Below are 758 nucleotides of genomic sequence, written 5' to 3' on the forward strand. Positions count from 1 at the left end.
AGCGGGCGTGGCTGGCGGCGTAGAGCAGGGCTGGATCACGCACCGCTGGTGGGGCGGGCCGGGTGGCCAGGGAGAACCAGCCCGAGCGGTGCCCGTGGTGCATGACGGTGGCGTAGGCCTGGTACTGGGCCAGCAGCTGGAAGTCGGCTGCCTCCAGCTCCGGGGCCAACCGGGCTGCTGCGGCCGCGTCGGTCGCCGACAACGCGAAATACACCTTGGAGCGCGTGTTGGTCTCCACCGCCTGCATCATCTCCGCCGATAGCTGGCCCCGGTACTGGTGCGCCAGGTGAAAGGCCGCGCCCAGTGACCGGGCCTGGGCCAGGGCGTCGGCCAGGCTGCCCGGCAGCCCAGCTAGGAAGGCCTGGACCTCATCGATATACACGCTCACGATCTGCCGCCGCTCAGGCGGCTCTGCCTGGCGCGCCAGCAGGTGCTGCCACAACTGAGCCACCAGCAGGGTCCCCAGCAAGCGGGCCGCTCCGGCTCCGAGCAGGCCCTGGTTGAGGTTGACCACCACAATGCGTCGGCGCTCCAGCAGATCCGCCAGCCCGAAGCGGGGCTGGGCCTGGCCCAGCATCGCCCGCAGTCCTGGACGCAGCATCAGCTGGCGCAGCTTGTTGAGCACCGGGGCTATCTCCACCGCCTGGGTCCGTACCGGCTTGGCCTCATAGCCCTGCCAGAAGACATCCGTGCCCAAAGGATCAAGTGGGGCCAGTGCCAGTACCCGGCGTCGGAAGGCCGAGTTGGTCAGCAGCGGC

At 69.8% G+C, this 758-nt stretch carries 1 pseudogene; it reads right to left on the reverse strand.

Features of this window, described 5'->3' with window-relative positions:
* Positions 1–758: pseudogene (locus tag HMPREF2883_RS15930) on the reverse strand (type IV secretory system conjugative DNA transfer family protein); the annotation flags it as partial.

It is taken from the genome of Actinomyces sp. HMSC075C01, assembly GCF_001812965.1.
Lineage (GTDB): Bacteria > Actinomycetota > Actinomycetes > Actinomycetales > Actinomycetaceae > Actinomyces > Actinomyces acetigenes.